General features: G+C 56.0%; 21 protein-coding genes. 11 read left to right on the forward strand and 10 right to left on the reverse strand.

Going from position 1 to position 26,391, the window contains the following annotated elements:
- Positions 1–49 precede the first annotated feature (49 nt).
- The gene (locus ACR0IK_RS18435) at positions 50–1,474 is read left to right on the forward strand and encodes a uracil-xanthine permease family protein (RefSeq protein WP_480642660.1); all 1,425 of its coding nucleotides are present in this window, start codon (positions 50–52) and stop codon (positions 1,472–1,474) included.
- Positions 1,475–2,015: 541 nt separating this feature from the next.
- Here the strand turns inward: ACR0IK_RS18435 and bhcD are convergent.
- From bhcD to bhcA, 4 genes are all read right to left on the reverse strand, one after another.
- Complete coding sequence (bhcD, locus tag ACR0IK_RS18440) at positions 2,016–2,981, reverse strand: iminosuccinate reductase BhcD (RefSeq protein ID WP_480642661.1); 966 nt, start codon at positions 2,979–2,981, stop codon at positions 2,016–2,018.
- A 117-nt stretch (positions 2,982–3,098) separates the two neighbouring features.
- Entirely contained in the window at positions 3,099–4,262 is a 1,164-nt protein-coding gene (gene bhcC, locus ACR0IK_RS18445; protein ID WP_480642662.1) for a 3-hydroxy-D-aspartate aldolase BhcC, read from the reverse strand.
- A gap of 42 nt (positions 4,263–4,304) precedes the next feature.
- A complete protein-coding gene (gene bhcB / locus ACR0IK_RS18450; RefSeq protein ID WP_480595693.1) occupies positions 4,305–5,273 on the reverse strand; it encodes a beta-hydroxyaspartate dehydratase BhcB in 969 nt (322 codons plus the stop codon).
- Complete coding sequence (bhcA, locus tag ACR0IK_RS18455) at positions 5,273–6,463, reverse strand: L-aspartate--glyoxylate aminotransferase BhcA (RefSeq protein WP_480642663.1); 1,191 nt, start codon at positions 6,461–6,463, stop codon at positions 5,273–5,275. The genes bhcB and bhcA overlap by 1 nt, the downstream gene beginning before the upstream one ends.
- 169 nt (positions 6,464–6,632) lie before the next feature.
- On the opposite strand from bhcA, the gene bhcR reads away from it, so the two are divergent.
- The gene (bhcR, locus tag ACR0IK_RS18460; protein ID WP_480595640.1) at positions 6,633–7,481 is read left to right on the forward strand and encodes an HTH-type transcriptional regulator BhcR; all 849 of its coding nucleotides are present in this window, start codon (positions 6,633–6,635) and stop codon (positions 7,479–7,481) included.
- Between the two features lie 10 nt (positions 7,482–7,491).
- Here bhcR and ACR0IK_RS18465 read toward each other — a convergent pair whose 3' ends face one another.
- Positions 7,492–8,331 carry a bifunctional allantoicase/(S)-ureidoglycine aminohydrolase gene (locus tag ACR0IK_RS18465; protein WP_480642665.1) on the reverse strand — a complete coding sequence of 280 codons (840 nt, stop codon included), beginning with the start codon at positions 8,329–8,331 and terminating at the stop codon, positions 7,492–7,494.
- An 887-nt stretch (positions 8,332–9,218) separates the two neighbouring features.
- On the opposite strand from ACR0IK_RS18465, the gene ACR0IK_RS18470 reads away from it, so the two are divergent.
- Positions 9,219–10,250 (forward strand): hypothetical protein, encoded by a 1,032-nt coding sequence (locus ACR0IK_RS18470; protein WP_480642667.1) that lies wholly within the window; start codon positions 9,219–9,221, stop codon positions 10,248–10,250.
- Here ACR0IK_RS18470 and ACR0IK_RS18475 read toward each other — a convergent pair.
- Positions 10,225–11,778 carry a winged helix-turn-helix domain-containing tetratricopeptide repeat protein gene (locus tag ACR0IK_RS18475; RefSeq protein ID WP_480642669.1) on the reverse strand — a complete coding sequence of 518 codons (1,554 nt, stop codon included), beginning with the start codon at positions 11,776–11,778 and terminating at the stop codon, positions 10,225–10,227. The genes ACR0IK_RS18470 and ACR0IK_RS18475 overlap by 26 nt on opposite strands.
- 166 nt (positions 11,779–11,944) lie before the next feature.
- Here ACR0IK_RS18475 and ACR0IK_RS18480 point away from each other — a divergent pair, with 166 nt between their 5' ends.
- Both ACR0IK_RS18480 and ACR0IK_RS18485 read left to right on the forward strand, forming a co-directional pair.
- Positions 11,945–12,901, forward strand: a complete 957-nt coding sequence (locus ACR0IK_RS18480) for a homocysteine S-methyltransferase family protein (protein ID WP_480642671.1) — start codon at positions 11,945–11,947, stop codon at positions 12,899–12,901.
- A 133-nt stretch (positions 12,902–13,034) separates the two neighbouring features.
- Positions 13,035–13,319 (forward strand): hypothetical protein, encoded by a 285-nt coding sequence (locus tag ACR0IK_RS18485; protein WP_480642672.1) that lies wholly within the window; start codon positions 13,035–13,037, stop codon positions 13,317–13,319.
- Positions 13,320–13,576: 257 nt separating this feature from the next.
- Here the strand turns inward: ACR0IK_RS18485 and ACR0IK_RS18490 are convergent, their stop codons facing one another.
- Positions 13,577–14,458, reverse strand: a complete 882-nt coding sequence (locus tag ACR0IK_RS18490) for a LysR family transcriptional regulator (protein WP_480642673.1) — start codon at positions 14,456–14,458, stop codon at positions 13,577–13,579.
- Between the two features lie 95 nt (positions 14,459–14,553).
- Between ACR0IK_RS18490 and acdA the strand changes: the two genes are divergently transcribed.
- The 6 genes from acdA to ACR0IK_RS18520 all read left to right on the forward strand — a co-directional run bounded on the left by acdA (position 14,554) and on the right by ACR0IK_RS18520 (position 23,220).
- Complete coding sequence (acdA, locus tag ACR0IK_RS18495) at positions 14,554–15,771, forward strand: 3-sulfinopropanoyl-CoA desulfinase (protein ID WP_480642674.1); 1,218 nt, start codon at positions 14,554–14,556, stop codon at positions 15,769–15,771.
- Between the two features lie 8 nt (positions 15,772–15,779).
- The gene (locus ACR0IK_RS18500; RefSeq protein ID WP_480642675.1) at positions 15,780–17,402 is read left to right on the forward strand and encodes a thiamine pyrophosphate-binding protein; all 1,623 of its coding nucleotides are present in this window, start codon (positions 15,780–15,782) and stop codon (positions 17,400–17,402) included.
- Positions 17,403–17,828: 426 nt separating this feature from the next.
- A complete protein-coding gene (locus tag ACR0IK_RS18505; protein WP_480642676.1) occupies positions 17,829–18,110 on the forward strand; it encodes an aminotransferase class I/II-fold pyridoxal phosphate-dependent enzyme in 282 nt (93 codons plus the stop codon).
- Between the two features lie 471 nt (positions 18,111–18,581).
- Entirely contained in the window at positions 18,582–18,983 is a 402-nt protein-coding gene (locus ACR0IK_RS18510) for a hypothetical protein (RefSeq protein ID WP_480642677.1), read from the forward strand.
- On the forward strand, positions 18,974–19,897 hold the full coding sequence (locus tag ACR0IK_RS18515; RefSeq protein WP_480642678.1) for an SMP-30/gluconolactonase/LRE family protein: 924 nt from the start codon (positions 18,974–18,976) through the stop codon (positions 19,895–19,897). The genes ACR0IK_RS18510 and ACR0IK_RS18515 overlap by 10 nt, the downstream gene beginning before the upstream one ends.
- A 146-nt stretch (positions 19,898–20,043) precedes the next feature.
- Positions 20,044–23,220: an ATP-binding protein gene (locus ACR0IK_RS18520; protein WP_480642679.1), complete on the forward strand. Its 3,177-nt coding sequence runs from the start codon at positions 20,044–20,046 to the stop codon at positions 23,218–23,220.
- On the opposite strand, the gene ACR0IK_RS18525 is transcribed toward ACR0IK_RS18520, so the two are convergent.
- The 3 genes from ACR0IK_RS18525 to ACR0IK_RS18535 are packed head-to-tail and all read right to left on the reverse strand — an operon-like array spanning position 23,217 to position 26,344.
- The gene (locus tag ACR0IK_RS18525) at positions 23,217–24,614 is read right to left on the reverse strand and encodes a Dyp-type peroxidase (protein ID WP_480642680.1); all 1,398 of its coding nucleotides are present in this window, start codon (positions 24,612–24,614) and stop codon (positions 23,217–23,219) included. The two genes, ACR0IK_RS18520 and ACR0IK_RS18525, sit on opposite strands and share 4 nt — an antisense overlap.
- Positions 24,611–25,327, reverse strand: a complete 717-nt coding sequence (locus ACR0IK_RS18530) for a hypothetical protein (protein WP_480642682.1) — start codon at positions 25,325–25,327, stop codon at positions 24,611–24,613. The genes ACR0IK_RS18525 and ACR0IK_RS18530 overlap by 4 nt, the downstream gene beginning before the upstream one ends.
- Positions 25,328–25,330: 3 nt before the next feature.
- Positions 25,331–26,344, reverse strand: coding sequence for a catalase (locus tag ACR0IK_RS18535; RefSeq protein ID WP_480642684.1), 1,014 nt, complete (start codon positions 26,342–26,344; stop codon positions 25,331–25,333).
- Between the last annotated feature and the right edge of the window lie 47 nt (positions 26,345–26,391).

The raw sequence follows: 26,391 nt of genomic DNA on the forward strand, positions 1-26,391 counted from the left end.
CTTGCCGGAAGAGGAGCCGGACAATGTTCCTCAAGGGAGGAAAGACACAATGTCAGATGCATCCATCGGAACGCCGGAACAGCTCCGCGATCCGAATTACTCGCCGCCGCTTCTGAAAGCGGTACCACTGGGAATTCAGCACGTGCTGGCGATGTTCGTTTCCAACGTCACGCCAGCCATTATCGTGTGCGGCGCGGCCGGGTTCGGATTTGGTTCGAACAGCCCCGACTTTCCTCAAATGATCTACATGATCCAGATGTCGATGTTCTTTGCAGGCATCGCGACTTTGTTCCAATCCATTGGTGTAGGCCCGGTTGGCGCCCGGTTACCAATTGTTCAGGGAACGTCGTTTGCCTTCATCCCAATCATGATCCCACTGGTGGTCGGAAAGGGTGTCGATGCCATTGCCGTCTTGATGGGCGGCGTGGTCGTCGGCGGTCTGTTCCATGCCTTCCTTGGGCTGTTCATAGGCCGTCTTCGATTTGCACTTCCACCCTTGGTCACAGGCCTCGTGGTGACCATGATCGGTTTGGCGCTTGTAAAGGTTGGGGTTCAGTATGCTGCCGGCGGTGTGCCTGCCATTGGTACCGAGGAGTATGGTTCGGGCCTTAACTGGTTCATGGCTGGAAGCGTAATTGTGGTGACGCTCGGCCTGAAGTTCTTTGCGCGAGGCATGCTGTCCGTGTCAGCGGTATTGATCGGCTTGTTGGTCGGTTACGCATTGGCATTTGTACTTGGCCAAGTAAATTTGGGTAATGTCGGTAGTGCAGCACCGTTCGCTCTGCCAAACCCGCTGCATTTCGGTCTCGAATTCTCGGTCGCAGCCATCATCGGTTTCTGTGCGATGTCCTTTGTTTCGGCCGTTGAAACGGTAGGGGACGTGTCCGGTATCACCAAAGGCGGCGCCGGACGTGAGGCAACCGACAAGGAGATTCAGGGCGCAACCTACGCCGATGGTATCGGCACCGCGATCTCCGGTCTCTTCGGCGCATTGCCGAACACCTCGTTCAGTCAGAATGTCGGTTTGATTGCCATGACCGGCGTCATGAGCCGCATGGTGGTTACCATCGGGGCTCTTTTCCTGATCGTATGCGGGCTTATTCCGAAAATCGGTGCGATCATCTCGTCGATCCCGATCGAAGTTCTGGGCGGCGGTGTGATCGTGATGTTCGGCATGGTGGTCGCGGCGGGTGTTTCGATGCTGTCGGATGTGAACTGGAACCGGCGCAATATGGTGATCTTTGCGATTTCCCTAAGCCTTGGTTTGGGATTGCAATTGGAGCCCGGCGCGCTTCAGTATCTGCCCGGCACACTCAAGGTTCTGGCCACTTCGGGTATCCTGCCTGCTGCGGTCATCGCAATTATACTGAACTTGGTTCTTCCCGAGGAGCTTTCGGACGAAGCGACAGAAGAAGTTTCAGGCGGTATGGCTGGCCACGGTCTGGGGTCTATTGGCCATGACGATCACGTCTGATGAGGTGAAGGTGAATCTCTGAGCGTCACTGCAACAAAAAAGCGGCGTGCCTGGGCTCGCCGCTTTTTTTCGAGATACCCAACCGTCGAGGCAAGGCTACCAGCCTGACCGATGAATTCGAAATTGGCCTGGCTATTTCTTAACCGAAGGTCGGCACGTCAGTGCCAAAAAACGCTTCAGTTTTGAACAATCCACGCAGTGTCACGCGCAGCGTCACAATGTGGGCGCGATTTTTTACCCCCAGTAGGATTAGTCCAACATCAAGACACTCTGCCTCGCTTTTCAAGTGGTTGCGGGTTTCGTCCGATATCCTTTTTTGACACGCCCAAAGCCGAGGCAGTATCCACCTGGTAAAAACTGTTTCCCGGATGCGCCGGACCGGCCATCACGAAATACAGCTTCAAGGCGCTCAAGCCGTATCATTCCACCAATGGCGAATGGCGGAAATGACAAGGTGGCTGGGGGCTTCAAGTATTCGCCAGACAGGAAATCACAAAGCGGGAGCAGCCTGTCAGCAAAGACTGGCCGCACCCGGTTTTCTTTAGAATTCTACTTGGATCGCGATCCCTTTCTGAACAGCGAGATCGACCACTGACGCCGCAACGGCTAGATCCTGAAGACCCACGCCGGTACCATCGAACAGTGTGATCTGATCATTGGATGTCCGACCGGGATTTGTGCCGTTGATGACCGCACCAAGCTGGGCAACGTCGCTTTCTTCGATCAGGCCTTGGGCAACGGCGTGCTGTGCTTCGCCGATGGTGACGGATTGCGCGACCTCGTCCGTGAAGACTTTTGCTTTGGCCAACAGCGCCGCTTCCACCTCTTGCTTGCCCTTGGTGTCCGTCCCCATGCATGCAACGTGAGTTCCGGGACTGACATGATCCGCCATCAGCGACGGAGCAAATGCCGAGGTGATTGAGATGATCACATCCGCCTCTGTCATGCCGTTCAGTTCGACGGCTTCAAAGGGAATGCCGGCTTCGTTGGCGACTTTTTCGATATTCGGCAGCATCTCGGGATGGTAATTCCAGCCAATAACCTTTTCAAATGCGCGCTGTTCCAGCGCCGCGCGAAGCTGAAATGCGGCTTGGTGACCGGCGCCAATCATGCCGATGACCTTGGCGTTTGGGCGGGCAAGGTGTTTGATTGACACGGAAGATGCCGCCGCAGTGCGCAGAGCTGTCAGTAGATTGCCGCCGACCATTGCCGAGGGTTTGCCAGTGTCGGGGTCGAACAGAAACACGGTGGACTGGTGGTTGATCAACCCGCGCTTTTCCAGATTGTTCGGCCAGTAGCCTCCCGCCTTAAGACCAAGTGTTAGCCCCGCGCGGTCAAACCCGCCCTTGAATCCATAAAGTGCATCTTCATGTCCGATGGCTTCGCGCACGACCGGAAAGTTATAGGCGTCACCCGACGCCATGGCAGCAAAGACCTGTTCCACGGCATCAAAGGCCGCGTCACGGGTCATGAGGTCAGCGATTTCACGCTCGGGTACGATCAACATGTCTTTCTCCGTTCAGAATTCGTGCGCCCGCGTGCTTTTCCCGAAGGGAGGGAGTGCACACGGGCGGCTATCCGGCTACGTCCGAGCCGGACTTTCCTGTTTTAAATAGGCTCTGGCTCAATAAGCGTGACCACGGGCGGAGACGGGCCAAACGCATTCAACCTTGCCGTTCCGGACGCCAACATACCAATCGTGCACGTTTGCGGTCGGGTCGCAGTGACCGGGAACCAGCTTGAGCTTATCGTTGACGTTCAGCACCCCGTTCGGATCCATCACAACCCCATGCTCGTCCGAGCATTTGATGTATTCGACATCGTCGCGCCCGAAGACAACCGGCAGACCGCTGTCAACCGACTGGGCCTTGAGACCTGCATCGACGATGGCCTTGTCGACCTTGGCGTGGCTCATGACGCTGGTCAGGATGAAGAACGCGTTTTCCCATTCGCCCCGGTCGATGCGGTTGCCGTCCTTGTCGAGGATGCGGCCATAGTCTGCATCCATGAATGCGTAGGACCCGCACTGCAGTTCGTTGTACACGCCCGAATTGGACTCGAAGTAGTAAGAACCGGTGCCACCACCCGAGACCAGCTCACATTCGATGCCTTCGGCCTTAAGTCCCTCAACGGCGTCTTTTACCATCGCGATGGCGGTGTCGAGCTTTTCCTTGCGCGCCTCGTAGGTGTCGAGGTGCTGCATGGCTCCCTGATAGGCCTGAATACCGGTGAATTTCAGGTTGTCGGCGGCTTCTACCGCTTTGGCGATCTCGATTACTTCGGGCGTCGTGGTTACGCCGCAGCGCCCGGCGCCGCAGTCGATTTCGACGAAGACCTCAAGCTGTGTCCCGTGATCCACCGCCGCGCCCGAAAGATCCGCGACATTGTCCAGATCATCAACACATACGATGATGCGGCTGCCCAGTTTTGGCAGGCTGGCAAGACGGTCGATCTTGGCTGGGTCTCGCACCTGGTTCGACACCAAGACGTCTTTGATGCCGCCGCGCACGAACACCTCAGCCTCCGAGACTTTCTGACAGCAAACACCGACCGCACCGCCGATTTTCTCTTGCAGCTTGGCCACATCGACCGACTTGTGCATTTTCCCGTGCACGCGGTGACGCATGCCATGGGCCTTGGCGTAATCGCCCATTTTCTTGATGTTGCGCTCAAGCGCGTCGAGATCCAATATCAGGCTGGGGGTCTGGATATCTGCTTCATCCATTCCGGGCTTGGCCGGAATGTCATAGCCTACTTCGAATTGGTCGAGATTGGTCATATCTTTCATTTCCGTCTTCCTATGTCGGGATTGATGTCTGTTGGATTGCGGTCAGGCATTCAGCCAAGGCAGCTTGTCCAGATCGACATTGCCCCCGGTGATGATCAGACCGACACGCTTACCCTTGAAAGCGTCCGGGTTCTTCAGGATCGTGGCCAGCGGTACGGCCGAGGATGGCTCCATCACGATCCGCAGGTGTTTCCACGTCAACTTCATCGCATCGATAATCTCTTGTTCCGATGCGGTGTAGATTTCGGTGACGTGGTTTGACACGAAATGCCAGGTGAGGTCTTTAAGCGGAACCAGCAGCCCGTCGGCAATCGTCTTTGGCGCGTCGTCCGCGATGATGTGGCCAGCCTTGAAGCTGCGATAAGCATCGTCGGCCTGTTCGGGCTCTGCCGCTATGATCGCTGTTTCCGGGGCTAGAGTGGACAGAGTCAGACACGTGCCGGACACCATGCCACCGCCACCGATGGGGGCGACGACTGCGTCCAGCCCGTCGGTCTGCTCAATAAACTCACGTGAACAGGTGCCTTGCCCGGCGATTACGCGCGGATCGTTGTAGGGATGAACAAAATCCCCACCCGTGGCCGCCTGCACCTCGGCAAATGTCGCTTCTCGAGATGAGGTGGATGGCTCACATTCGGTGATCTTCCCGCCATAGCGACGAACCGTGTCCTTCTTAGCCTGCGGTGCCGTACGCGGCATTACCACGTTACAGGGAATACCCCGTTTCATCGCCGCATAGGACAGGCATGAGGCGTGGTTGCCCGAGGAATGGGTCGCAACGCCCTTTTTCGCCTGCTCCTCATCCAGCCCGAACACCGCATTTGTGGCGCCTCGTACCTTGAACGCACCCGGTTCCTGAAAGTTCTCACATTTGAAGAACAGCTGCGCCCCGGTCAGTTCGTTCAGGTGGTCCGAAGTGCGGACCGGAGTGCGGCGGATGAAAGGTTCTATCCGATCATGCGCCGCCAGCATGTCCTCATAAGTTGGGATGTACATGTTGCAATCCTTCATCATGCAGCGTCCTTCTGAACGGCAGCGGGATGACCACGGTAGTATTCCTGTGCGGCCGCCACGCCCGAGCCAAGCTCAATGTTCAGGCCCAGATCAGCCATGCACATTTCAGCGGTGGCGATGCCGGACAGAGCCATGACATCCGTCAGGCTGCCCAGGTGTCCGATGCGGAACACCTTGCCGGCAACTTCGCCAAGGCCAACGCCAAAGGCGACGCCATATTTGTCTGCGGCATGGGTAACGATATCCGTCGCGTTGAACCCGTTCGGTGTTCGGATCGCGCTTACGGTGTCAGAATACACCGACGGGTTTGCTGCACACAGCTCCAGCCCCCAGGCACCCACGGCCGCGCGGACACCTTCGGCGATACGGGTATGTCGGGCAAAAACGTTTTCCAGACCTTCACTCAGCAGCATGTCGCAGGCCTGGTTGAGGCCATTCATCAAGCCAACAGCGGGCGTGTAGGGATAGGCATTATTGGCGTAACCCTTGGCCATGTCATGCACATCAAAGAAGGTACGGGGCAAGGTACCGGTCTCGGTCGCTTCCATCGCCTTCTGACTAAAGCCAACGATGGCAAGGCCCGCAGTCAGCATGAAACCTTTTTGCGAACCCGTGACGGCGACGTCGACGCCCCATTCGTCAAAACGGAAGTCCATGGAAGCGATCGATGAGACACCATCGACAAACAGCATGGCAGGGTGCCCGGCGGCATTCAGTGCCTTGCGTACGGCGGCAATGTCCGACTTTACGCCGGTTGCCGTTTCGTTATGCGTGGCGAGAACGACCTTGATTTCGTGGTTGGTGTCGGCGGTCAGAATCTCTTCGTAGCGGTCGGCGGGCAGACCGTCGCCCCAAGGGGTCTCGACGATCTCGACATTCAGCCCATGGCGTTGGCACATGTCGATCCAGCGGTGGCTGAACATGCCGTTACGGGCAGCCAGAACCTTGTCACCCGCTGACAGGGTATTGGTCAAAGCCGTCTCCCAACCACCGGTCCCGGTTGAGGGGAAAATAAAGACTTCGGCGCTTTCGCTTTTCAGAATTTTACGAACGCCCGTGCGCGCAGGATGCAGAATCTGCCCGAACAGCGGCGAGCGATGGTCGATCGTCGGCATATCGCAGGCCTTGCGCAGGCTTTCAGGAATATTGGTCGGGCCCGGGATGAAAACGGGGTTTTGAAAGCTCATGGATGGTCTCCTTCGGTCGTTGCTGACACAATAGAGCCAAGCCATTCAGTTCGAAATTTTTTTGAAAACGCATTTCAAAATGCAGTTTAAGAAATTTAACTTATAGTTGTCAGTGCCTTATATTTTTCATATGTTGAATTCGTCTTTCACATATGATCAGAGGGTTTTTATGAATTCTCAAGATAATGACCCAAAATCCCGCCGCAAATCCCGGGGAAGACCACGGGGATGGGATGACAAAACCGCTCAGAACACGATCAAATCTCTGGATCGTGCGATGGAGGTTTTCGAATACCTGAGCAAGGCGCAAGGCAAGGCGTTGACCACGCTGTCCGACGAAATGCGCCAATCCCCGGCGACAGTGTACCGTATCCTCGTGACGTTGGAGGGCAGGGGGCTTGTCGAATTCGATCACGACGAACAGGTCTGGCATATCGGCCCGCGTGCGTTTGTCATTGGTTCACGCTTTCTGCGCCGCACTAGTCTTGTCGACCGGGCCAGACCGATCATGCGCAAGCTGATGGAAGTAACGGGTGAGACCGCCAATCTTGGTGTCGAGAAGGAAGGCTCTGTCCTTTTTCTGAGCCAGGTTGAGACGCATGCCAGCATTCGAGCATTCTTTCCGCCGGGTACACTTTCGCCAATGCACGCATCGGGGATAGGCAAAGCGTTGCTGGCTCACATGGATGAAGATCGGCTGAACAGACTGTTGAGCACCGTGGACTTGCAATCTTTCACGGACAGATCAATTACCGATCCAGAGGCGTTGAAAGCCGACCTTGCAGTTGTCAGAGCGCAAGGCTTTTCGGTGGACAACGAGGAAAAAAACTCGGGCATGCGATGTATTGCAGCCCCGGTTTTCGACATCAATCGCGAGGCGGTTGCCGGGATCTCGGTTTCTGGGCCGACAAGCCGGATCGGCGAAGCCGAGATTGAACAGCTGAGCCGCCCCGTAATTGAGGCGGCACATCAATTGACCCATGCAATCGGTGGGGCTGCTATTCCACCGCCGTCCTGAGCCGTCGGTGCTACCGACAGGCGACCGAAGCCGGTCGCAGCGCCATGTGCCGGTTCACATCCTTGTAGAGCAGGTAGCGAAACTTGCCCGGACCACCTGCATAACAGGCCTGAGGGCAGAATGCGCGCAACCACATGTAATCGCCGGCTTCGACTTCGACCCAGTCACTGTTCAGCCGGTAGACAGCCTTTCCTTCCAGAACATATAGGCCATGTTCCATAACATGGGTTTCAAGGAAGGGGATGACGGCGCCGGGCTCGAAGGTCACCACCGTGACATGCATGTCGTGACGCAGGTCACTTGGGTCGACAAATCGCGTCGTGGCCCATTTGCCATCGGTCCCGGGCATTGGTGTCGGCGCTATGTCGTTTTCGTTGAGTATCAGAACATCGGGTTTGTCCAACCCGTCTACAGCTTCGTAAGCCTTTCGAATCCAGTGAAACCGCAGTGTTTCATCTGCCCGATTGTGCAAGGTCCATTCAATAGCGGGCGGCAAATAGGCATAGCCACCTTGTGTTAGCTCGTGCGTCTGGCCTCCTACACTTAGCGTCGCGGTTCCTTCGACGACAAATAGCACACCTTCGGCCCCGGGGTCGGTCTCGGGTCGGTTAGAGCCGCCACCGGGCTGCACCTCCATGATGTATTGCGAAAAGGTTTCGGCAAAGCCGCTTAATGGTCGTGAAATAACCCACAAACGGGTGTGGTCCCAAAACGGAAGAAAACTGGTCACAATGTCCCGCATTGTCCCTTTCGGAATCACAGCATAGGCGTCTGTAAAAACGGCGCGATCTGTCAACAACTGGTCTTGTCCGGGATGCCCGCCATGTGGCGCGAAGTATTTGTTGTTCATGTATGCTCCTGACGAATAACCGTGTCCGTCAACATATGCTTCGGTTGAAGGGGTTGGACCAGTCGTAAGGGAACAACAGCTCCATCTGGAAAAATTTGATAATCTCACGAATTTTTTGGCGACCGTGGTGATGCTGTCAGGCCGATCAGGATACTCCGCAAAGCTGTTGAACCCCTAAAACCAGCACCTCTTCGCTCGCCAATGTTGCATTGCCTGGATCAGTTGCTGGATTGGGTAGCATGCCTCTTTCAGGCAACTTGTGAGTAGAGGTTGGTGATGCCCTTGATTTTGTTCCGGACTTCAGTCGGGCAGCTGTGCCGCATACTTTGCTGAACTATTAAGACGGAAAATATGCTTAAGACGAAAAAAGCTGTGTTCAGATGGCCAGCTTCGCAAACTGTTTTTATGGGCAAATTCCGAGCCCGAACGGCCTTTACGGATTATCTGTGCAACTTCGATGCCGTTCAGTGCGGCGGATGTAGATACAAAGAAATTGCGTCAGAGCATAAGTCTTATCCATTCGCCAGGATTTATTGCGGCCGCGTCTCTGGCGACGTGCTAGGTCGGCAATCAGCGGTGAATACCTAACACCCGGCGGTTCAAAGATGCATGATCGACGGAAATACCGCGTCCTGTGGAAGAATGTGTGCCATTGAATGAGATTGCCACTACCCGCCTTGTTCGAAATCCGAGACGCATTTAACAAAGGTGCCCCCCCTCAGACAGACAGGGTTAAAAATCTGCGACAAAGCCACCAGAGGTTGTTTTCTGATAATTTTGAAGGACCCAAGCGAGCCAAAAAGTTCGTTTTCTGAAACGTTGACCAGTAACTTAGTGTGATCAAACATCGAACTAGAATAGCAACCTGACTTGGCGAGGATGGGAAATTGACGAGTTTATTCATAATCGCCTTGGCTGTTACCGTTCTGAACACTATGCCAATTTGGCTGGCTGAACTGGCTGATAAATGCGGTATTTCCGACATAACGGTAGGCTTGTTGGCAAGCATCGTCCTATTATCATCTGCGGCGGGATGCGCGATTGGAGCCGACACACGACATAGAGCATTGCCTCGTGCCGCGGGGGTTGTTGCGGTCTGCGGAATTGCTGGTGCTGCGATGGTGCAGGCTATTCCGAAGACGGTTTTGTTTGCCGGGGCAAGCAGTACAGGTCTGTCGTTAGGCATTGTTTTAGCTCTGCCCCTGTCGCGCAGTTTCGCGGAGAAAAAGGTTCTGCGAATGATAGGCAATGGAATGGCGATCGGCTGTACCGCTTCCTTTGTTCTGCTGGTTGGTATCCATGTATTCGAGTTATCATTGCTGCCTTTTTTGGCCCTTCTAGCGGCGATGCAGGTGGCCCTGCTGTTTTGGAAAATGCCTGTACCAAGCAAGCGCAGTATCAGGCACTTAAACTGGAAAAAGGACGTTAGCTTGCTGCCGTTCTTTGCATGTATGGGCGCTTATTGGGCCTTTCTCGAAGTGTACTCGGTTGAGCTAAACCTTGGCAGCCTCAGCGCCTGGCTAGCCGGAAGCCTGTTGCTGTCCGGTTTGGGTTCTTACCTTGCTGGTCTCATGCCGAACCGGCTGAGACTGCAGGCTGGGATAATTGGTCTGTTACTCGCCGCCTTTGCCGGCGGGCTTACCTATTTATCTAAAACCGAGTTGCTGATTGGCGCCACTATCCTGATCAACGCATTCGGCCTGTTCCTGTTTTTTCCGCTGTACCTGGATCGGACAGACGCCCCGGCGGCGGGTATGGCACGTTACCTTCTGGGGTTTGCATTGGGTGGCGTAACCGGGAGCCTCGCAATCGCAGTGGGGGGCTATCCGGCTTTGGCCGCCGCCGTTGCGGTCTCAGGTTTGATCGCCGTGCCCGCAATGAGGCGTCTGCGGTCTAATTCGGGTATTCCGGAATTCTGAGCCCGGCCTTTCGCCATCCTCGCACAGCCATCTCTCCGCGTTCCGGAGTTATTCCGGTCAAAGCGAGTTCTTCATAGACGACGTCCTCGAAGATCGGAAACATCTCTCGCATGACTTCGACTGACGCTTGTGCTTTTTCAGTGTTGCCCAATTCGCCATGAAGCCAAGCAAGGTGCGCCTGATACCAAAAGAAGTCGGGCATGGGAACTTTTTCGATCTCTACCAGCGCCGCCTCGATAAAACCTTGAGATGCATAGAGCCAGCATCGTGCGTAATGGTACCATCCGGGATGGACCGGACTTAGTTCAATAGCCCTATCCAGCAATTCGACGGCGCGATCATATTCACCTAAAAACAGATGGCAGGACCCGATCTCGGCCAAAACATCGCAGTGGCCGGAATTCAGTTCCAGCGCTCGTTCGGCGGCGACCCTGAATCCGGCAATGTCCATCTGATAGTAGATAGTCAGCGCCAGTGTCATTTGCGCAAAGGCATTTAGCCCATCGCATTCCACCGCCTTGCGCGCAGCTTCTGCTGATAGCGCCAAGGCATCTACATCAGGGCGCTGGTTGACGTGATAGCGGTACTCTTCCAGTAACAGCATGGCATAGGCCGCCCACCCATCTGATGATTGGGGATCAGTTTCGAGCGCGTCCTTTAACCTGTCCCGAATCTCTGCATGTATGGAATGATCGTAGGACCGGTAATACTCATAAAACTGCGCAACGAGAAAATACGTGTCCCAGGAATGCGTACGTCCGTCCGGTAGGGATCGAGCGACTTGTTTCGCAACGAGGCCGTGGCGGCTACCGAGGCGCCCTGCAATCAATGCGGCAATGTCTTCCTGAATGTCAAACAGGTCTTCGGGTCCGCCACCGCGATCGAATTGCTCGGTGGCGACCAGCCTGCCGTTACGGGCCTCGGTCACCTGCACGGTCACCCGCAGCTGGCTTTGAGACCTTCGGATGCTGCCTTCGACGACATGGGTGACCCCATATCTGTCCGACATCTCAGCGTTTGAAACCTTATCCGTGGCCAATTGGGCGGTTGTGCGATGTGACAACAGTGTGAGTTCGCGAAACCGCGACAGGTTGGTGATCGCATCTTCGGTCAACCCTTCGGCCAGAAACCCGTCGTTAAAACTCCTGCCCAAACTTCTGAACGGAAGAACCGCAAGAACAATTCCGTCCGGCGCCGGCGTGTCTTGTGTGTTGGTCGCGGCGGTGTCGATTTCAGCGACAAAGCGGAAACCTTTCCCATGCACTGTCCGGATTGTGTGCTGATCCCGCCCCGTGTCACCAACCGCCTGGCGGGCTTCTTTCATAGCGGTCGACAAAGTAGCGTCCGTGATAAACCGGCCTTGCCACACCTGGTCGACCAGCTCGTCCTTCAGCACTACCCGATCCCGGTTCGTAATGAGGTACTCCAGAATTTGCAGGGTCTGAGGGGTCAGACTTTTACAGACCTCACCACGCGATATCTGAAAGAGATCGGTATCAATCGTACAATCATTGAACGCGTATTTCATGCCCCGGAACCGATCATGTTTGAAACAATTCTCGTTTGAAACAGCCTACCCCTCATACTTTCTCAGGAAAAGCTCAGATGCGGTTCAAGGTTCGAGCCCGGGCCGTTGCTATTCCCGTTTCATACGTAACGGCCCCAGTGAGGGGCCTGGAAACAGGAGAATAGCAATGAAGTATCGCAATGCGCTGCCGCAGTTGAATGGCACTCGGATGGTGGCTGATGGTGGCCTTGAAACCACCCTGGTCTTTCACGACGGGATCGATCTGCCGCTGTTTGCAGCCTTCAAAGCGCTGGAAAGCCAGGAGGGTATCGACGCCATAGACAGGTATATGCGCGGGTTCGCTCGGCTGGCCGTCAACCATCGTCGTGGGTTCATAATGGACACCCCAACCTGGCGTGCCAGTCCCCGCTGGGCGGCAGAATTGGGAGTGGACCGTGATCAGCTTAAAGAGGTTCACCGGGAGGTTATCGCAACGCTGGTGAGGATGCGGGCGGACCATGAAACTCAGGACTCTCCTTTTGTAATCAACGGAGTGATCGGGCCGCACAGCGACGGTTACGCCCCGACGGAAATAATGAGCGTACCTGAAGCTGAAGCCTATCATCAGACTCAGGTTAATTGGTTCGCCGGAATGGGTGCAGACATGGTTTCAGCGATCACGATGACCTATGCCGACGAGGCGACCGGCATCGTGCGCGCCGCGCAATCTGCGGATATTCCGGTAGTGATCTCGTTCACCGTCGAAACCGACGGCCGACTGCCTTCAGGTCAGGGCCTGCGCTCTGCCATTGAACAGGTCGACAGAGCCACGGGAAGCACTGCGGCGTACTTCATGATCAACTGTGCGCATCCCGATCATTTCCGCTCCGTTCTGGAACAAGGTGGCGATTGGACGAAGCGGATCATGGGTGTGCGGGCCAACGCGTCGCGCCTGTCACATGCTGAGCTGGACGAAGCAGAGGAGTTGGATGACGGGAACCCGCAAGAGTTCGGCGAGTTGCATCTGGAGCTTGCACAACTTCTTCCCAATTTGACCGTCATTGGCGGGTGTTGCGGTACTGACCATCGCCATGTCGAGCATGTTTGCAAGACAGCACAGCAACCAACCGCCGTAACCGTCTGACCAGGTTTTTTTGTTCAAATATGCCGGACCATAGAATCACGCAGTCATCGCGGTTGGACGAAGATTCCACAGAATTTTGCGGCCTGACGGCCCCGGCAGATCCGGCGCTATCGCACCGAACATAGGAGTTAAAATGACGATGGAACGTAATTTATTTTCCTGCCGACGCGGCCTCTTATTTCAACCGATTGATGCTAGTGCACCAATTGGAAGAGGAAAGCGAGGCGATTCCCTTTTTAAGGTATTCGCCAGCCTGTTTTCGCGTTTGCGCAGCTCTACAATTCGTAAATACCGCTTGAAGCGGGATCTCCGGCATGTGTCTCAGCTTGATAAACGTATGCTGAATGACATTGGTCTGGACCCGGAACTCTACCACAGGGACTTGCGTTATGGACGTGATGCAGGCTGGCGCTTGTGATTTCAACGGCACCGGACGCGTCTAAAAGGAACGCTTCCCCAATTGCCCGAGGTGTGCCCGGCAAATTCTGGGCACACCAAATCTCAGGAGCCAAGCCAAGGATGAGATTTTTTGAAGAGCTTTAGACCATGGACTTTCTTAGCTTTGGGGCCTGTCTGACGAGGGGCGTTATCCAGTTGAAGGCTGATCCATGGTTTCTTTCGAAGCTGCTTTTATATTCTCATCTGTTCAACTGAGGCAGCTAGCGTAAAAAAGGCCTATCTTATTCGCTGAGTCTCATCCGCCGAAAACAACGCCGCGAGTGCAGTTTCCCTTCCAGCCAGTGCTCCCTTGCGGACGGTGGCGAGAACAAGTTTTCTGACCGACGCCTGCGGATGACGGACGGTATTGACGTCGGCAGATCGATACCGAACAACATCGGGGGTGGGCAGAAGCGTAAAACCCAAACCCGCCGAGACACACCCCATGATCGCTTCAAGGTTATCGAGGACGATTGTCTCGGAACTCTTTGGTCTTTTGTGCTTCAGCATCTCGCCAGCAATGAGTTTCCCGATTCCGGTGTCGGGCATGAAATGAAAGAAGGGCTGGGCACTTAATAGACCTGCGAGGCCGTCTTTCAGCAAACTCTTGTGGGCCGCAAAGACAAAGGGTTCCTCTCGAAGCACCAATTCCGCAAGCGCGTCGGGAACACCATCGGCATCCGTGACAAGGGCGGCATCAAGCTGTCCGTTCACGACCTTCTCCTGCAGTGTTTTGGACAGACCGGTTTCAAACGCGAAGGTCGCTTGCGGCGCATGATGCTTTGCGTTTTTCAGGAATTCCGGCAGCAGGCGAACGGCAGCAGTTGTGACAAATCCAATTCGGAAATGCCCGACCAGCGTGTCCGTCGGGCGACAGATTTCGAGAAGGTTATCTTCGTGCTGCAGGAGCGGGATCGCTGCCTCGACGATGGTTCGACCGATTGGCGTAAGTCGCGGTGGTCGTACGGAGCGGTCAAAGAGGTCGACGCCAAGCTCCGTCTCGAGCGCCTTCATCTGCATGGATAGGGCGGACAATGTCATGTTCTGTTGCTCGGCCGCCTTCGCAAAGGAGCCAACCGTCGAGATCCGCACGAGGGTTCTGAGAGAGCGTGTCTGCATAACTTGAACAATATTGTATTAGATAACCAATCTTATTTAATTGTGTAGTATTTTAGCAAGCGTATTCTGGTTAAAACGGAAGTGAGGGATACGCCATGACACATCCACTTGTGAACGTCGCAAGAGAACTGGCCCCAGCATTTGAGAAACGCGCCGCGGAGTGGGACAAATCGCGCGTCTATTGCTGGCAAAACGTTGGTGAGCTGGCCGATGCTGGCATAATGGGTATGTCCATTCCAAAGGAATATGGCGGGCAGGGCGCGAGCTTTCTGGATGTGGCCATGGTGGTCGAAGAGATCGCGAAAGCCTGCACCCTGACGGCCCGCATCGTTGTCGAAGGCAACATGGGCGGCATCAGTGCGGTCATGGGGTACGGCAATGACGAGCAGAAGGCTTTTTGCGCTTCGCATGTCTTGGCAGGAGACAAACCCGCGATCTGCATAACGGAACCTGACGCGGGTAGTGCCGCGACTGAAATGCGGACCACCGCGAGGAAACGGGGCAACACATACGTCCTCAATGGGACCAAGCACTGGATTACAGGCGGTGGGGTTTCAAAGCTCTACCTGGTTTTTGCCCGCGTTCTCGATGAGGCAGGCGTGGAACAGGGGATTGGCGGCTTCATTCTGTTTGCCGATCCGATCTCGGGTAACATGCCAAAGGGCTTCACTGTAGAGGGCCGCGAATACACAATGGGCCTCTGCGGTATGCCCGAAGCAGAATTGCGGTTCGAGAATGTCGAGATCGACGAGAAATGGCTGGTCAAACCGCCTTCAGGTCTCAAGCGCGGTTTTGCCGACCTTATGAACGCCTACAATACGCAACGCGTAGGCGCGGGCACCATTGCCATGGGTGTCGCGGCAGGTGCGCTCGGACATGCCAAACGCTATCTCCTCAAACGCGAACAATTCGGACGCTTGCTCGCGGAATTCCAGGGGCTTCAATGGATGCTCGCAGATATGGACACGCAAGTACATGCAGCCCGGCTGCTTCTCCATGAAGCGGCGCGCTCGCGTGGTCCGAACGGCAGTCTGTATCCTGACATGACAATGGCCGCCCGCGCCAAGCTCTTTGCGTCTGAGATGGCCATAAAGGTGGTCAGCGACGCGCTGCAAATGTTCGGCGCACGGGGCTACTGCGATCGCGAACCTCTGGAGCGGATGTATCGCGATGTGCGCATGTTCACCATCGGTGGCGGGACCGCACAGATCCTTCGAACCCAAGTTGCCGGTAACATTCTTGGAATCAAAACACCACAGACGCGTGACGGTTATGCGCACCTGACGGACACCACGCGCTACGCGGCTGAATAGGGGACCCCATGAAAACTGACAAAGACCTTCGGGCCGCCGACCTCCTCGCGCGGCGGCTCTACGAAGCTGGCTGCCGGCACGCTTTTGGTATGCCAGGCGGGGAAGTGTTGACGCTTGTCGACGCGCTTGAAAAGGCTGGGATCACATTCGTTCTGTGCAAACATGAAAACAGCGCGGGCTTCATGGCCGAAGGGGCGCATCACATGACCGGCGCACCAGGCATTCTCGTGGCAACAGTTGGCCCGGGCGCTTTGAACTGCGTGAATGTCGTCGCCAACGCACAGCAAGATCGTGTGCCGCTCATCGTCCTGACCGGTTGTGTCGATGCAACCGAGGCTCTGACCTACACACATCAGGTTCTGGACCATCAGGCCGTGTTCCGCCCGATCACCAAGGCGAGCTTTATGCTGACCGCTGAGGGAGCAGATACGATTGCGGACAAAGCGGTTACTATCGCAACTGATGGCCGCGACGGCCCCGTCCATATCGATTTACCGATTTCTGTAGCCGATGCGCGTCCCGGCCCCGTTGAGATGCGCCGTCGCTCAAAGGTGAGTGCTGTCGTTCCTGCGGAAGATGATCTCACGCTGGCCCGATCTTGGTTGGCGACTTCCAAGAGACCTGTCTTGATCGTGGGTCTGGATGCGCTCAAAGACGATGCGAGCGCAGCGGTTCTGCGTTTTTGCGAAACGCAGAACGTTCCGGCCATCACGACCTACAAGGCGAAAGGGATCATCCCTGAAGACCATCCCCTTTGCATGGGCAGCGCCGGTTTGTCTCCTAAGAACGATAGTATCCTGCTGCCGTTCGTACACGAGGCTGATCTGATCATCTGCGCAGGCTACGACCCGATTGAAATGCGGGTAGGCTGGCGCGATGCTTGGGACGCGGAGATAATAAAAGTGATTGATATCTCGGCCGAGCCCAACACCCATTATATGCACCAGTCGAGTCTTCAGTTCGTCTCGCATGTCGGGCGCACGTTGGATGCCATCTCGGAAGGGGTCGCGGCTACATCCCGCTGGTCGGACGGCAAGATCAACACGGTGCCGGAAAGCCTGACCTCGGCTTTTGCCGAGACGGAGGATTGGGGACCGGGAACGGTCATCGACATCTGCCGCGAAGTGCTGCCAAAGGACACCGTCGCCACGGTCGATTCCGGTGCGCACCGAATTCTTCTGTCGCAAAAGTGGAACTGCTACGCCCCGAAGGGCTTGCTGCAATCGTCGGCGCTCTGCACTATGGGCTGTGCCGTCCCGCTTGCCATGGGCGCTTCGCTGATCGAACCGGGCCGTACGGTTGTGTCATTCTCTGGCGATGCCGGAATGCTTATGGTGGCAGGCGAACTGTCGACGGCGGCGGAACTCGGTCTGAAAACGATTTTCGTGGTTTTCGTGGACGCCAGCCTTGCCCTCATTGAGATCAAACAGCGCGGGCGGCAGCTTAAGAACGCAGGCGTGGATTTTGGCAGGCACGACTTTGCACGCTTGGCGGAAGCTTTAGGTGGAATCGGGCGCACCGTGGGTTCTGCCGTAGAGCTGAAGGCCGCTCTTGCTGCCGCACAGGGCGCCGACAGTTTCACGGTCATCGCCGCCGTGATTGATCGGGGGGCGTATGATGGACGGATCTGAAATGCGTGCAAAACGCCTGGCCGCGGTGGCCCCTTAACAAACATGGGGCAGGTGGAGAAAGCCCTTGCCCTGAAGGCTCAAGGGAACCCGATCATCGATTTCGGGATCGGGGAGCCGGACTTCGAAACGCCAAGCCATTTGAAGACGACCGCGATCAATGCAATTCACAGCGACTGGGCGAGGCATACGGTCGTTGCAGGCACGCCAGCGTTGAGGTTCTCGGCTTGTGTTAAGCTCAGCCGGAAAAACACTCTTGGGAACGCGCCGGAGAGCATCACCGTCTCCTTCGGCGTGACGCAGGTCATCTACAACGCCTTCATGGCCGTGCTGTCAAAAGGCGATGGAGGGTCCTTTCAGCACCCTATCGGTCGTCTTGCCCGCCATAGCGCTAGGCACTCTTGCCCTTAGGAGGACAGATTTCTGCTCATGTCTGAGCGGTTCGAGAAGGCGATTTCGTGCCGCATGAAATGGCTCATGTTGAATTTGCCGGACGACCCAACAGGGGGAGCCTATTCAAAAGCGCAGCTCGCGGCCCTTCCCGATGTGTTGCGCAGGCATCCGCATGTTTGGCTTTTATGTGAAGACATTCACGAGCATCTGAGGTTCGACGGTCACCGCCTTGTCTCGATTCTAAATGTCGCCCCCGACCCGAAAACCAGAATGTCGCTGTTCAATGGCGTCTCACAACTATTCGCCATGAACGGATGACGGACCGGATAGGGTGCCGGGCCTGTGGGCCTGATAGCAGCATTGAATGCAATACAGGGCCAGAGCAGCACTCATGCCTGTTCCATCTCGCAAGCGGCCTCTGCCGCAGCGCTGGATAAGCCGAGTTCTGGCCGGGCCCAAAGGTACGCAGCTTCTTGCGGGTACGCGCGCGACAGGGCAATAAGCGTCCCAATACCGTTTCCTACCATATGTTATAGGCAAGCGTTGTGCATGTTGCAGTCGACGTAAGGAACGACATACAATTGCGCGGTTTTCGCACTGGTTGTGCAAGCCGGTTCGACTATGGCTTCGTCGCCATGCTTCTGAACGCGCGAGGCGAGCGTGTAACTGTAATGATCGAGGTCAATCGCCAGGCGGCAGGGGGTATCGCAAGCTAGTGAAGTGCTCGAAAGCTCATGACCAGATTTTTGGACTGTGCCATAATCTACCGACCGTGCCTCGCGATCATTCATGCCGGATAACAAGGTGATTGAACAGGACCATCGTTTCACCATAAAGACGAGGAACCGACCAGTCCTCGGTTTCAAATCCCTCACCTTTGCAGCTTGGACATCGGAAGGTATCGAAGTGGCACCAATGATCCGCAACGGGCAACTCGCGTCCGGAGCCTGTCCTTTCAAACTGTTGCCGAACTGGATGCTGGCCCCGCAGGTACAGAGTGGTCTTTTCGGTGAGCAAGAAACCTTGCCACAAAACCTGCCGTCGGAGGCTTGTAAAACTCTGGCAGTACATCCAAAAATTGCCAGAGACTTTGCCGACTTTGTCCATTGCCTCGGGCAAGTGGGTTTTCATCGGCAGTCGCCGAAGCACTCACAGCTTCGGCGCAACCAGGGAGCTTTGGAATGGCCTTAGAACTGCAAGAGATGTGCAACGGTTTGGGTTTTCCCGAAGGCCCGGTTGCAATGAACGACGGGTCGGTTCTTTTCGTCGACATCAAGGATCAGACCTTGGCACGCCTTTCACCCGATGGTGATGTCCGCGTTGTGGCGGAGATTCCCGGCGGTCCTAACGGGGTAGCGATAGGCCCGGACGGAGCAGCCTATGTCTGCAACAACGGCGGTGTCTACAGTTTTGTGCCGTTTGGTCCCGACCAGATCACCGTACCCGCCCCGATCCGGCCCAATTACACGGGCGGGTCCGTGCACAGGGTGGATCTGAAGACCGGAGCCGTGACGCAACTGTTTGACTCGTATGACGGCAAGCGGCTGATCGCGCCCGATGATTTGGTGTTCGATAAGTCCGGCGGCTTCTGGTTCACTGACACGGGGATAGAAGATGAGGATTCCACACGTTATGGTGGTCTTTATTATGCCTCGATAGATGGCACGACACTGATCAAAGCCGCAACGATTCCCATGCCCAACGGAGTCGGCTTGTCACCGGATGGCAAAACCGTTTATGTCTCGGACACAGTTTTCGGGCGGCTTTGGGCGATGAAAATCACAGGTCTCGGTGAGGTCGAACCGGGTCCCATCCCAGGCATGCCGGGCAATGTTGTACAGACGCTGCCGGGATATCAATGGCTGGACAGTCTCAAGGTTGAGCAGGATGGCCGCGTCTGCGTCGGAACCTTGTTCAATGGCGGGATCACGGTGTTCAACCTGAATGGCACCACCGAGCATGTGGAAATACCCGATATGTTCACCACAAATATGTGCTTCGGTGGTAAAGACATGCGTGATTTGTGGATTACGGCGTCGAGCACCGGAAAAATATACAAGGCCCGATGGCCCCGCCCTGGCCTGAAACTGGCATTCACCGCGTGACACGCTAATGATTTAGGAAAAGACACATAGGCCTGTGTCTGGCATGACACTTTCCTTGCCTTTTGAGTATACTAAAATACTTTTTCGCCCACAAACTCTAGCGGGGAGGGATCGGGTGTTGTAAACCCTTTGCTCACATGGGGGATATGACGGAAATACCATCGCGAATACCGACGGATCCTGGACAACGACGCCAGGTATCTGTCCTGTTTGCAGATATGGTCGGCTATACCGCCATAGTCGCCCGTCTGGATGAAGAAAAAGCGCTCGAATTCGTACGCAAAGTCTATGACACGCTGTCCCGCGCGGTCGAAGAAAACGGTGGCGCGGTCCGCGATTTTGCCGGCGACAGCATAATGGCATTGTTTGGTATCCCCGACGCGCTTGAAGACCCGGCCCTGCGGGCCTGCCGCGCCGCATTGTCGATCCACGCTGCCTTCGCTTCTGCCGCAACAGACTTTGACAAACGCTTTGGAGTGCGCCCGGAAATGCGCGTTGGTGTCAGCTCAGGCAATGTCCTGATGGCTACGGTTCAAGGGGAAACCGGGCCGACGACGGCGGTAGGCAGCACGGTGAATCTGGCCGCACGACTTGAAAACCTTGCGCCACCCGGGGGAAGCCTGCTGTGCGACACCACCCGCGATTTGGTCGAATGGGTCTCCGATCTCAGCTATTTCGGTGAACACACGATCAAGGGCCTGTCCGCGCCGCAGAAAATCTGGCAACTGAAAGCTGTTCGCGAAGGCGCGACGCGCTTTGACGCGTCAGTCGCGCAAGGGTTGAGCAGTTATGTCGGTCGGATGGGTGAACTGGATGCAATGTCCACAGCCTTGCTAAGGTCGAAATCCGAGTGTTCGGTTGTTGATTTGGTGGCAGAACCGGGTTTGGGGAAAACCCGCCTAATCTACGAATTTGTTCACCAGATGCCGACCGGCGAAGTCACCGCTCTGATGGGGAATTGCTACGCAGACGGTCAACAGACTCCGTTCCTGCCAATTTTGGAAATCGTCCGAAAGTCCTTTCAGATCAGCGACAGAAACAATCCGCTGCGCGTTCAGGCGAAACTAGAGACCGGTCTAGCTAAGTACGGGCTGTTTTCCTGGCAAAATCTGGGCCTGCTGATGAACCTTCTCGGTCTCAAGTCACCCGAAGGGTCTTTGGATGGTCTCGATGGTGTTCTGATCGGCTTGCGCATCCGCGAATTGCTGACAGACTTGCTCAAGAAAAAATGCGCGACCGACCAGGTCATTCTTGTGATCGAAGATAGCCATTGGATCGACAGCTCCTCGGAAGATCTGATAACGATCCTGCTTGAAGACCCGGAAATTTCGAACCTGCTGGTCATTCAAACGCGGCGGCCGGAGTATACGCCGAAATGGCTTGGCACAAGCGGCGTGACAACCGTCGCGCTGAGACCATTGCCAGTCGCGGACTTTGAGGATCTGGTTCAGAGCCGTCTTGGTGTGCCTGAACTCCCGAACGGTTTGGCGGAACAGCTGACCGAGCGCGCCGGCGGCAACCCGCTGTTTGGCGAAGAGATTCTGAGCTTTCTACTGGATCAGGGCACATTACGTGTCGATGACGGCACCGCCTATTTCAATGCGGATATCAATGACAGCGGGTTGCCCCTTACGATGCGCAGCCTGTTGACGACCAGAATTGAACGTCTCGCTCCCGAGGATCGCGAAGTCTTGCAGGCCGCCGCTGTTATCGGGCGCCGCTTTGATCCCGGCCTGCTGGCCCAAGTTGTCGCGAACTCCGATGAAGTTGGTACAACTCTGCAACGACTGCAAACGCAGGATGTCCTATATCGCGAGACGAGTTCCTCAGACTATGTCTTCAAACATGTTCTGCTGCGGGACTCTGTGTACCAGAGTCTTATTCAGTCACGACGGTCCGAGTTGCATTTGGCGATCGCCGATGCGCTGGCTTTGCGCAATGCAAACCGGGTGCAAGAGGTGGCCGAAACACTGGCCTTCCATTATGGGCAAACCAACCGTACCGATCAGGCGTTCCGCTATAGTTCCATGGCCGGAGACAAAAGCTTGGGGGTGTATTCTCTGGACGAAGCCAACCGGTTCTTTGTCGCGGCGCTGGAGCTGTATCAAAGCGACCCCGATTGTGCATCGGATGAACAGTTTGCCGCCTTCATGGCCAGTTTTGCACTCTGCTCCAACATCTCGTTACGGGTCAAAACGATTATCGAGCTGGCTGGCGCGGTTCGGCCGATACTGCAAAAGGTAGGGGACAGTCAGCACCACGCCTTGTTCCTGCACCATTATGTGTCGTGTTTGGTGTGCAATGGTAAGTATCGCGAAGCACATTGGGTGCAGCAAGAATTGACTGAAATGGCTCAGCGCCTGAGGGATCCTTCTTCCAGTGCCTATGCCATGGTCAACGAACTGTCGGTTTCGATTTACCATTCTCCGATCCCGAATGAGCGGTTTGAGACCAGAAAGCGCGAAATCGAGACCATTCTGGAAAGAATCGACGATGCTTATATCCACAATTTCTTTCTGGCGACGGTTGGCTGGAACGAACTGACCCGTGGCCGCGTGGCCCAGGCGCACGCGGCATCGGATCGGATGATTGCACTTGGAAAATCCAAGAACGATCCGCGGGCGCTGGGTTATGGAACCGCAATGAAAGCGTTGATCGCAATGGTCACGGATGACCATGAACTGGCGCTAACGATGGCCGAGAAGGCACGACAGGACTCGAAGGTTGAGTTTGAGCATGCAATAGCCGAGGCGGCCCGCGTTGCCGCGATGGTACCGTTGGAGAAACCCGGTGCGATTGAAACCGTTCAAAAGCATATCAAGGACTGCGAAGAGAAAGGTTGGACTTTGTTCACCTTCGGGCCTGCAACAATGCTGGGCGTGGCTTATGCGCTGAACGGCCAGGTCGCCGCTGGACTGCGGCAGGTCGAATGGGCCATTCAGAAACGTACGGATGAGAGCACTCAGGTTTCGGCAGACTGGGCACGGTTGTTCCTGTGCGAGATGTATCTGGCCATTTTGACCGGTGAGGGTGGCGGCTCAATCAGTGTTCTGATCAGGAACTTTCGCTCGATCATCTGGGTCATGCTGTTTGGAAGAAAGCGGTTGATTGCTATGATTGAACAGGTGCGCAGTAATCCACAGTTCGACAAAAATGGCCATTACATCGCGCGCTGTGACATGATCATGGGACTGCTCTACAAGGCAAAGAAAAAGAAACCACAGGCCAGGGATTACCTGACCAAAGCGCGTGTTGTTGTCGAATCCGCCGGGCGGTCACCGATGCTGACGCGGATTGATACCGCGCTGGCGGAACTTGCCTAATCCATCAAATCAGACAGGTATCTGATCGCAGTCAGGCTGGGCAGGAACGTGTAAGCACCACCGCGCGTTTGGATCAGGCGAGGGAAACCGTTCAGACGGATTGTGTCTCCGTCCGGCACTGTCATGTCGAACCAGCTGGTTTCCGGTGTGTTGGCACCCAGCAAGGGATCGTTCGCACCGGTAATCCGTGGGTCCTGGAGGCCCAGATTAATCCAGTCGCACATCACCGCCTCGAACTGCGCACCGATATTGGCGCCGATGAAACTGCCAAGCAAGCCGCGTTCTTCTGTATCGGGGTTTCGAGGGTCAAAATCCGGGCCATAGGACATGCCACGCCGCACCAGTCGACGCGTATAATTTGCGATACGCTGAACGATCGGACCGCCCCGAGGATTGCCGCGCCGCAGGTGCGAGCCTGCCGGGCAGCGCGAGCCGTGCGTGTAGTCAAAATTGGTAAGTGACACCTCGCTCTTGGGCCACTGGGCATTTGGCGACAGCTCGTAGGGTACGCCATTGCGCCAGCGCCCGCACATCTGCGCGGCGACCACTTCGCGCAGGGCACCGTGCATGTCCAATCCTTCACCGATGCGCTCCAGGTTATCGGGGTCCGCCAACTGGTCGCGTTTGGGGTGCAGCATCAGGGCTTCGGCCGCCTGATCGAGATACGCTTCGAATCCGGCGGCATCCTGCGCCAGAATTCGAAACGCATTGAACGATCCGTTGAACCCAAGCGCATGGGGCGACGGGACGCGGAACAGAACGCCCTCCTGTTTCGTTGGATAGCCAAGCAGCGCAGTGCCGAGCGGGTCGATGGGCTCGTCCACGCCTTCTTGGTCGGGGTCATAGACCTGTTCGAAACGTGGCTGAGAGATCCCGTCGACATAGCCAAAAAACACCTTACCCTCGGGTAGGTTTCGCCCGTTACGTACGCCCAGAATGCTGAATGCTCCTGCAACCTGTTGTTCGACGGTATCGAGGTGTTCGGGATCATCCGAATGCACCGATGCTATCAGATGTATGCGGTCGGGACGGTCGAAAGGGGTGGGCCAGTTCTCGGGCCCGCTGTCCCCAAAATCCCCGAGTTTCATCGCCCGCTGTGTCATGCCTTGAACGAATTCGGTCGGAAAGGTCTTCAAATGCTCGGGCGGCGTGCCCAAAGCCCGCAGCCCCGCATAGGTGATTCCGATGTTAAAGCAAAAAGGTGGCCTGACCTCCCACAACAGGCCGCGGGTGATTTCGGGCACCGTGTCGCTGCCACCATCGACCGCGGTGGCCAGAAACCGACGCGCGGCCGCGCGGTCGGTGACTTCGAGGATCAGATGGCGCACCAGATCGCGGCGATATCCGCGCAAAATGTTGCCTTGAATGTCGGCGAGATCGAGTTTTGTAGTCACCAGCCCTGTCCGAATTTTTGGCGCACCTGCGCGGCAGAAACTCCGGGATAAGCGCGATAGCCGCCCCCCAGTGAGATATTGCGATTGGCGTGCAGTTGTAGAACAAATTCCCGTGGCAGGGTTTCCAGCCTGTGCGGCGGTTCGTTCGGCGGCAGCCCCTTGGCCGCATCCTGCAGGCCGAACAGGTTGGTCGGGAAGTCATTCGCCTGAAACAGGTCATGCGCGTGAACCCAGTCGATAAATTCTTCGACGTTGCGCTCGGTCGGGATCAGGTGTTCGGCGCCGTCGACCAGCGAGATGACGTCATTGAAGACACTGCCGATGGTGGTGATGAAATCGCGGATATAATTGCTGAAATCCCCGTCATAGACCGAGATCATACAGATATTGTTGTCGATCAGCAGAAATCGCGCGAAATGTACCGTGCCGACATTGTCGAGCCCGGCAAAAATCTCATCAACATTCTGAGCGACTGCCAGAGTCGCCCGTGCACGCCCAGCCGGTGACGGGTCTTTCAGCGGCATGATCAGGTTCATCATCCGCTGTACGTTCTCGCTGGGCTGGGGCGAGGGGCGCGGACCGCCAGGAAGTTTCGGCTTTGGATCACGCCAGTGCCAATAAGGCACCACGATGTAACGCGACAGGAACTTGAACCATCCGCGCTCGGGCAGGCTGTTGACGTAGCTGTTGAACCAGCTGTTCTGGCTTGTCATGACCTAACTCTCCGAGAATGGGCAGGGCGATCCGCCACGCCAATTGCTTGATATTCTGTAGGAGTCTATGCGCACCTTCAGGACCGGATCGTCCGATGCTTCGATCCCGTTGGTTAGCAGGCCCGGATTAAAGCTGAGCTTTTCGCAGTCAGCGATCTGGTCCTCGGGCACCGCGTCCAGTGTCAGCGTGCCCATCATGATCCGTTTCCGATGCGGTGGCCAGGGACGGGACGAGTTGTTGAAATCGTCTCCTACCTCGCCAATCATCATCATCAGCGAAAACCGCGCGGGCTCTTTGGCAAGACGGTCTTTCAGTTCGGCCCTCAGATAATCATCGACCGGTGCTTTGTTGGGGTCGGTCCTAAGAACACCTGCAATCGGTTGCCACGAAAACCGCACCCAGCGGCGTTTGTTGTCAGAACCGGTGACGACGAATGTATGCACGGCATGATACGCCGCCCTGACATAGCTGGTCGGCGCACCGATCTGGGCGGCTTGCATGATACCCAATTGGGAATAGGCGTTCTGGTCTGCGAACTCGATGGCACCATCATCCGGGCTTATGGTTTCCCCCGGATAGGGATCGCGTTTGGGCAGGATCAGTTGTAGGTAATTGCTGATCTTTCGCCAGGGAGACTCCGCCTTATACAACCTTGGTTTTGCGGCTTCTGCGAAGTCCAGAAAGGTCTCGGGAGTTGGGGCGAAAAACTCGGGCAGGGTCATCGCGATCAGATCGGTATCGGTGCCATCATCCAGATGAAACCGGACCGCCATGCCGCGCACGTCGGACCAGCCGTCATGTACCGCAGCGCAACCTGATCCGTTCGAGAACCGTACGATCACATCCGTCTTTTCCGCACGGAAGTGGTCTGCGATACAATAATTGCGGGCGATCGGTGAGGGTTCGAAACTCCCCGTCGCACTGATTCCAATGCTGTGCACCGGGCGCAGAGCCGTATCGCCATCCGGGCGCTGCAATACCGCAACCAGCTTTTCGGCAATGCCGGGATCGCTCATACCTCTCCCCTTTTCAGTCGTTGAAACCCGCTGAAAATTTCGCGTTA

The sequence above is a fragment of the Ruegeria sp. BF7 genome, assembly GCF_056538605.1.